The sequence below is a fragment of the Polaromonas sp. P1_E1_2 genome (assembly GCF_056406035.1).
In genome coordinates, this window is sequence record NZ_JBFUAZ010000168.1 from 1 (window position 1) to 7,384 (window position 7,384).

Genomic DNA, 7,384 nt, shown 5'->3' on the forward strand with positions numbered 1-7,384 from the left:
CTGAAGGCGAATATCGTGGCGCGTGGCGCGAAGGCCGCTCCATGACCGTGGCCGACGCCGCCCCCGTGCTGGAGCTTGCGGGCATCCACAAACAGTTCGCGGGTATTCCGGCCTTGCAGGATGTGCGTTTGCGCCTGTATCCCGGTGAAATCCATGCCTTGATGGGGCAAAACGGCGCCGGCAAGTCCACGCTCATCAAGGTGTTGACAGGCGTGCTGGAAGCCAGCGGCGGTCAGATGCGACTTGCCGGAAAACCGGTATGGCCGGACTCTCCCCTGGCCGCGCAGCGGCTGGGTATCAGCACGGTCTACCAGGAAGTCAATCTCTGCCCCAACCTGTCGGTAGCGGAAAACATCTTCGCGGGCCGCTATCCGCGGTACGGGTTTGCGCAGGGGTCTCGCATCGACTGGACCACCGTGAACCGCCGTGCGCGCGAACTGGTCGCGCGCATGGGCCTGGACATCGACGTCACGCGCCTGTTGTCCAGCTACCCGGTCGCCGTGCAGCAACTGGTGGCCATCGCGCGCGCCATCGGCATTGAATCCAAAGTGCTGATCCTCGACGAGCCAACCTCCAGCCTCGACGATGACGAGGTGCAAAAACTCTTTGAGGTGCTGCGTCGCTTGCGTGGCGAGGGGCTGGCCATTGTTTTTGTCACTCATTTCCTCAACCAGGTGTATGCGGTGTCGGATCGCATCACCGTTCTGCGCAACGGCRGTTGGGTCGGCGAGTGGCGTGCCAGTGAACTGGGGCCGCAGGCACTGATCGCGGCCATGCTGGGCCGGGAACTGGCCGCGCAATCCGCCACCGCCGCCGTGCCTCCGGAATTTGACGATGCTGCGCCGGCGCTTTTGCAAGCTGAAGGTCTGGGCCAGGCCGGTCAGTTGCAGCCTGTGGACCTGCGCGTGCGTGCCGGCGAGGTCGTGGGCCTGGCCGGGCTGCTGGGCTCGGGCCGCACTGAACTGGCGCGCCTGCTGTTCGGCCTGGAGACGCCGGACCGCGGCATGCTCAGAATCGACGGCGAGGCGGTCACGTTTTCCAATCCCGCCGAGGCGATCCGGCAGGGCCTCGCCCTATGTCCCGAGGAGCGCAAGACCGATGGCATCGTGGCCGAGCTCTCAGTCCGGGAAAACATCGTACTGGCGCTGCAGGCCCGCATGGGCATGCGCCGTTTTCTGTCGCGTGCCGAACAAACCGCATTGGCCGAACGCTTTGTTCAGACGATGGGCATTAAGACCGCGAGTGTGGACACCCCCATAGGCCTGCTGTCGGGCGGCAACCAGCAAAAGGCCATGATCGCGCGCTGGCTCGCGACCGAGCCGCGCCTGCTGATCCTGGACGAACCCACGCGCGGCGTCGACGTGGCCGCGAAGCAGGAAATCATGGAGCAGATCCTGCGCCTGGCAGAAGCCGGTATGGCCGTGATTTTCATCTCTTCCGAAATGAGCGAAGTGGTTCGCGTGGCGCATCGCATTGTGGTGCTGCGTGACCGCCGCAAGGTGGGTGAGTTGCCGGCAGGCAGCAGCGAAGACACCGTCTATGAACTGATTGCAGCTGAACATGCCTGAAGAGAAACACCACCCCTCGCCTCTGGCCACTGCCATGAGGCACCGCCTGGCCTGGCCGCTCATCACGCTGTTCCTGCTGCTGGCTGTGAACACAGCGTTTAACGCCAGTTTCCTGCACGTCGAGTGGCGTGACGGTCATTTGTACGGCAGCCTGATCGATATTCTCAACCGTGCCGCGCCGCTGGTGCTGGTGTCGCTCGGCATGACGTTGGTGATCGCCACCCGCGGCATCGACATTTCCGTGGGCGCCGTGGTGGCCATTGCTGCCGCAGTGGCCGCCTGGATGATTGGCGGGTCGGTGGCAGGGAGCGTGAGCCGTTTCCCGATGCCGCTGGCAATTCTGGCGGCATTGGCCGTCGCGCTGCTGTGCGGGCTGTGGAACGGGCTGCTGGTCGCCAGGGTGGGCATGCAACCGATCATCGCCACACTGATCCTCATGGTGGCAGGCCGGGGCATCGCGCAGCTGATCACCGGCGGGCAGATCATCACCATCTATTACGCGCCGTTCTTCTTCCTGGGCAGTGGCTACCTGCTGGGCTTGCCGTTCTCGCTTTTTATCGTGGCCGTAGTCTTTGCGCTGCTATATCTGGCGGTGACGCGCACGGCCCTCGGGCTGTTCATCCAGGCTGTGGGCATCAACCCGACTGCGGCACGCGTTGCCGGTGTGCAGGCCCGGCGTCTGATGGTTGCGGCCTATGCCTTCTGCGGCTTCTGCGCGGGCATCGCGGGCTTGTTGATCAGCTCCAACGTCAAAAGCGCCGACGGCAACAATGCGGGCCAGTTGCTTGAGCTTGATGCCATCCTGGCCGTGACGCTGGGCGGTACCGCCCTCACCGGTGGGCGTTTCAGCCTCGTGGGCAGTGTCATCGGTGCGCTGATCATCCAGACCCTGACTTACGCCATCTACTCGCTGGGTGTGCCGCCCGAGATCAATCTGGTGGTCAAAGCTGTGGTGGTATTTGTGGTCATGCTGCTGCAATCGGCTGAATTCCGGGCCGAGATCGGTATCTGGATGCGGCGGCCGGCCGCGCGGGGAATGCGGCCATGAGCACAATCGTCACCCAGCCTCCCGTAGAGGAGGCCGCCGCCAGCCAACGGGCACCTGCTGCGCCGGCTTCAGGTTTTAATCCCAAATACCTGCCGCTGGCGGCCACCATATCGCTCTTCATCGCCATGGCGACCATGGGTTCGGTGCTCTACAGCGGGTTCTTTTCGGCTCAGGTGTTCCTCAACCTGCTGATCGACAACGCCTTTCTGGTCATCATCGCCGTGGGCATGACGTTTGTCATCCTGTCGGGCGGTATCGACCTGTCCGTCGGCTCCGTGGTGGCGCTGACCACCATGGTGTCTGCCGCGCTGGTGGAGCACCATGGCTGGAGTCCAGCTGCGGTKATTCCGCTGGTGCTCCTTATGGGCACGGCGTTCGGCGCCTTCATGGGTTTTCTGATTGAGCGTTTTCGCCTGCAGCCTTTCATCGTGACGCTGGCCGGCATGTTTCTGGCGCGCGGCCTGTGCTACCTGATTAGTGTCGACTCCATCAGCATCACCAACGAGTTTTACTCGGAGGTCTCGCAGCTGCGCATTCCCTTGTGGGAAGACGCCTCCCTCTCAATCAGTGCCGTGATCGCCATTGCGGTGCTGCTGGCGGCAGTGTTCATTGCACACTGCACTCCCTTTGGCCGCGCGGTGTATGCCGTCGGCGGCAACGAGCAGTCGGCACTGCTGATGGGCTTGCCGGTGCGCCGCACGCTGGTGGGGGTTTACACGCTATCGGGCTTTTGCTCGGCGCTGGCCGGTGTGGTCTTCACCTTCTACATGCTTTCGGGCTACGGCTTGCACGCCACCGGCATGGAGCTTGACGCCATTGCCGCCGTGGTGATCGGCGGCACCTTGCTCAGCGGCGGCGTGGGTTATGTGGYCGGTACCCTGTTCGGGGTGTTGATGCTCGGCATCATCCAGACCCTGATCTCTTTTGACGGCTCTTTGAGTTCCTGGTGGACGCGCATTGTCGTCGGCGTGTTGCTGTTTGTTTTTTGCCTCCTGCAACGGCTGCTGGCAAATCGCACACCCAAATCTTCCTGAAACCTTAATGGCCAGACCATCATGACAAGCACCAAACGAAAACTACGTTCCACCGAGTGGTTCGGCACGGCCGACAAAAACGGCTTCATGTACCGCAGCTGGATGAAGAACCAGGGCATTCCCGACCATGAGTTCGACGGCCGCCCCATCATCGGCATCTGCAATACCTGGTCGGAGCTCACGCCTTGCAATGCCCACTTCCGCAAGATCGCCGAGCATGTGAAGCGCGGCATTTCAGAGGCGGGTGGCTTTCCGGTCGAGTTCCCGGTGTTCTCGAACGGCGAGTCGAACCTGCGGCCCACCGCCATGCTCACACGCAACCTTGCCAGCATGGACGTGGAAGAAGCGATTCGCGGCAATCCCATCGACGCCGTGGTGCTGCTCACCGGTTGCGACAAGACCACGCCCGCACTGCTGATGGGTGCTGCAAGTTGCGACATTCCGGCCATCGTGGTGACCGGCGGGCCCATGCTCAACGGCAAGCTTGAAGGCAAAAACATCGGCTCGGGGACGGCAGTGTGGCAGCTGCACGAGTCGCTGAAAGCGGGYGAAATCCAGCTGCACCAGTTCCTGGCGGCCGAGGGCGGCATGTCGCGTTCGGCCGGCACCTGCAACACCATGGGAACAGCCTCCACCATGGCCTGCATGGCCGAAGCGCTGGGTACTTCGCTGCCGCACAACGCCGCCATTCCCGCGGTGGATGCACGCCGCTATGTGCTGGCGCAAATGTCGGGCGCGCGGGCTGTCGAGATGGCGCGCGAAGGCCTCACGCTGTCGAAAATCCTCACACGCGAAGCCTTCGAAAATGCGATTCGCGTCAAYGCCGCCATTGGCGGCTCCACCAACGCAGTGATTCACCTCAAGGCGATTGCGGGCCGYATTGGTGTGCAGCTGGACCTGGAAGACTGGACRCGKATTGGCCGCAAYACGCCCACCCTCGTTGACCTGCAGCCTTCCGGCCGTTTCCTGATGGAAGAGTTCTACTACGCCGGCGGCCTGCCCGCCGTGTTGCGCCGYCTGGGTGAAAACAGCYTGCTGCCGCATCCCAATGCGCTCACCGTCAATGGCCGGTCGATATGGGACAACGTGCGCGAGGCGCCGCAGTACAACGACGAGGTGATCCGCCCCCTCGACAACCCCTTGATCGCCGACGGCGGTATCTGCATCCTGCGCGGCAACCTGGCGCCGCGCGGCGCCGTGCTCAAGCCCTCTGCGGCCTCGCCCGAACTGCTCAAGCACCGCGGCCGCGCGGTCGTATTCGAGAACCTCGAGCACTACAAGGAGCGCATCGTCGACGAGAACCTCGACATCGATGCCAGCTGCGTGATGGTGATGAAGAACTGCGGCCCCAAGGGCTACCCCGGCATGGCCGAAGTCGGCAACATGGGCCTGCCGCCCAAGCTGCTGCGCCAGGGCGTCAAGGACATGGTGCGCATCTCGGACGCACGCATGAGCGGCACCGCTTACGGCACCGTTGTGCTGCATGTGGCGCCAGAAGCGGCGGCCGGCGGGCCGCTGGCCGCGGTACGCGACGGCGACTGGATCGAGCTCGACTGCGATGCGGGCCGCCTGCACCTGGACATCAGCGATGCCGAACTGGCTGAACGCCTTGCCGCCCTGCAGAAGGCCCCTGCAGGCATGCGTGGCGGCTACCAGCGCCTGTATGTCGACCACGTGCTGCAAGCCGACGAGGGTTGCGACTTCGATTTTCTGGTCGGCTGCCGCGGCTCCGAAGTTCCCCGGCACTCCCATTAAATCGCGCAAGCAGTGAATTACTGAACTTTATTCAACCTGATCCAGTCCCCATGAACACGCTCCGCCAGCCGCGTTACCGCGGTATCTTCCCCGTTGCCCCCACCACGTTCACCGAAACCGGCGAGCTTGACCTTGAAAGCCAGAAGCGCTGCATCGACTTCATGATCGACGCCGGCTCAGACGGCATCTGCATCCTGGCCAACTTCTCCGAGCAATTCGTGCTTTCGGACGAAGAGCGTGAAACCCTGACCCGTACCGTCCTCGAACATGTGGCTGGCCGCGTGCCGGTGATCGTGACCACCACCCACTACGGCACGAAGGTTTGCGCCGAACGCAGCCGCCGGGCGCAGGACATGGGCGCCGCCATGCTGATGGTCATGCCGCCGTATCACGGGGCTACCTTTCGCGTGAGCGAGCCGCAGATTTACGAGTTTTATGCGCGGCTGTCGGATGCGGTCAACATTCCCATCATGATCCAGGATGCGCCCGCCAGCGGCACTGTGCTTTCAGCCTGCTTCCTCGCGCGTATGGCCCGTGAGATTGAACACGTCGCCTATTTCAAGATCGAAACCGCCGGTGCAGCCTCCAAACTGCGCGAACTGATCCGTTTGGGAGGTGACTCGGTGGAAGGGCCATGGGACGGCGAAGAGGCCATCACGCTGTTGCCCGACCTCGATGCCGGCGCCACCGGCTCCATGACCGGCGGCGGCTACCCCGACGGCATTCGTCCGATCATCGAGGCGCACCGCGCCGGCGACCATGACAAGGCCTATGCCCTTTACCAGCAATGGCTGCCGCTGATCAATTATGAAAACCGCCAGGCGGGGCTGCTGGCCGCCAAGACCTTGATGAAGGAAGGCGGCGTGATCGCCTGCGAAGCACCGCGTCATCCTTTTCCGGCCATGCACCCGGACACGCGCGCCGGGCTGCTGGCAACCGCCAGCCGGCTTGATCCGCTTGTGCTGCGCTGGGGGCGGTAAGCAGGGCACGCCGCGGGGTAATGCCCCGCACATTGCTCCTTTTTTGATAGCTTCTCGCGCCCGCTGGTTAACGGCTCCAGGCGTTTTTATGCCTTGGGCGACGTTCCGGAGCCGATCTGACGCGCGAGATGCACCTGGTGCAGCGTTATTTTCCGCACCTCGGCCTGGCTGGTTTCGATATGGGCCCGCAGCAGCATGGCGGCCTGGTCGCCACGCTTGGCGCGCACCGCCTTGAGAATCTTGGCGTGCTCTTCATAGGTCGCGTCAATGCGCGGCTGCTTGATGAAGTCAAGCCGGCGAATGATGCGGATGCGGTCAGTCACATCGCGGTGCACCCGGGACATTTCGGCATTGCCGGCGGCCGCCACCAGCGCACAATGAAACGCCTCGTCCCACTGTGCAACCTGCACCATGTCGGTACTGCGTTGAGCTAGCGGCGCCAGCCAGATGGCCGCCAGTTCATCGAGTAGCGCCGTGTCCACCGTCTGGCTGCCGCTGCACAGGCGCTGCACGGCCGTGGTTTCCAGCACCATGCGCAGATCGTAGAGCTGCTCGAACTTGTCGAAATCAAAGGGCAGCACGCGCCAGCCACTGCGAAACAGCACCTCGACGAATCCCTCCTGCTGCAGGCGAAACAGGGCCTGGCGCACCGGTGTACGCGAGACACCCAGGCGCTCGCTGACCTCGCTTTCGGTGAAGCGGTCGCCGGGCACCAGCTTGAATTCGGCGATGTCGCGCTTGAGTTCGGCATAGGCTTGCTCGGCGCGCGAATGAAWGGCGCTGCCGGCAACAGGCGGGGCGGCGTGCGTGCGGCTCATGCCAGCAGACTCACGTGGGCGGCTACCACACGCCAGCCATCCGGCGTGCGCAACCAGGTCTGGCTTTGGCGCCCGGTCCTATCGCTGCCTACACGTGCAAACTCTGTGTTGGCCGTGGCGAAGTCGCGTCCGTATGTTGTGATGACTGTGGCGCGCAAGGTACGCGCGAGCCCTTGTGGGG

The 7,384-nt window shown here is 63.5% G+C and carries 7 protein-coding genes; 5 read left to right on the forward strand and 2 right to left on the reverse strand.

All coding sequences use genetic code 11. The features are described 5' to 3' along the window. Positions 1 to 41 precede the first annotated feature (41 nt). From AC1D1P_RS10125 to AC1D1P_RS10145, 5 genes are read left to right on the forward strand one after another with little or no spacing between them, the layout of a single operon-like run. A complete protein-coding gene (locus tag AC1D1P_RS10125; protein ID WP_477672878.1) occupies positions 42 to 1,568 on the forward strand; it encodes a sugar ABC transporter ATP-binding protein in 1,527 nt (508 codons plus the stop codon). Further along, positions 1,561 to 2,616: an ABC transporter permease gene (locus AC1D1P_RS10130; protein ID WP_477670687.1), complete on the forward strand. Its 1,056-nt coding sequence runs from the start codon at positions 1,561 to 1,563 to the stop codon at positions 2,614 to 2,616. The genes AC1D1P_RS10125 and AC1D1P_RS10130 overlap by 8 nt, the downstream gene beginning before the upstream one ends. Further along, positions 2,613 to 3,650 carry a galactofuranose ABC transporter, permease protein YjfF gene (gene yjfF, locus AC1D1P_RS10135; protein ID WP_477672875.1) on the forward strand — a complete coding sequence of 346 codons (1,038 nt, stop codon included), beginning with the start codon at positions 2,613 to 2,615 and terminating at the stop codon, positions 3,648 to 3,650. The genes AC1D1P_RS10130 and yjfF overlap by 4 nt, the downstream gene beginning before the upstream one ends. A gap of 21 nt (positions 3,651 to 3,671) precedes the next feature. Then, a complete protein-coding gene (locus tag AC1D1P_RS10140; protein ID WP_457282341.1) occupies positions 3,672 to 5,405 on the forward strand; it encodes an IlvD/Edd family dehydratase in 1,734 nt (577 codons plus the stop codon). 50 nt (positions 5,406 to 5,455) lie between these two features. Further along, positions 5,456 to 6,385: a dihydrodipicolinate synthase family protein gene (locus AC1D1P_RS10145; protein ID WP_477670689.1), complete on the forward strand. Its 930-nt coding sequence runs from the start codon at positions 5,456 to 5,458 to the stop codon at positions 6,383 to 6,385. Between the two features lie 86 nt (positions 6,386 to 6,471). Here the strand turns inward: AC1D1P_RS10145 and AC1D1P_RS10150 are convergent, their stop codons facing one another. Both AC1D1P_RS10150 and AC1D1P_RS10155 read right to left on the reverse strand, forming a co-directional pair. Beyond that, a complete protein-coding gene (locus AC1D1P_RS10150) occupies positions 6,472 to 7,203 on the reverse strand; it encodes a GntR family transcriptional regulator (protein WP_477672876.1) in 732 nt (243 codons plus the stop codon). Then, positions 7,200 to 7,384, reverse strand: a 185-nt coding sequence (locus AC1D1P_RS10155) for an AtzH-like domain-containing protein (protein ID WP_477672877.1), incomplete at its 5' end; no start/stop codon positions are given. The genes AC1D1P_RS10150 and AC1D1P_RS10155, both read right to left, overlap by 4 nt.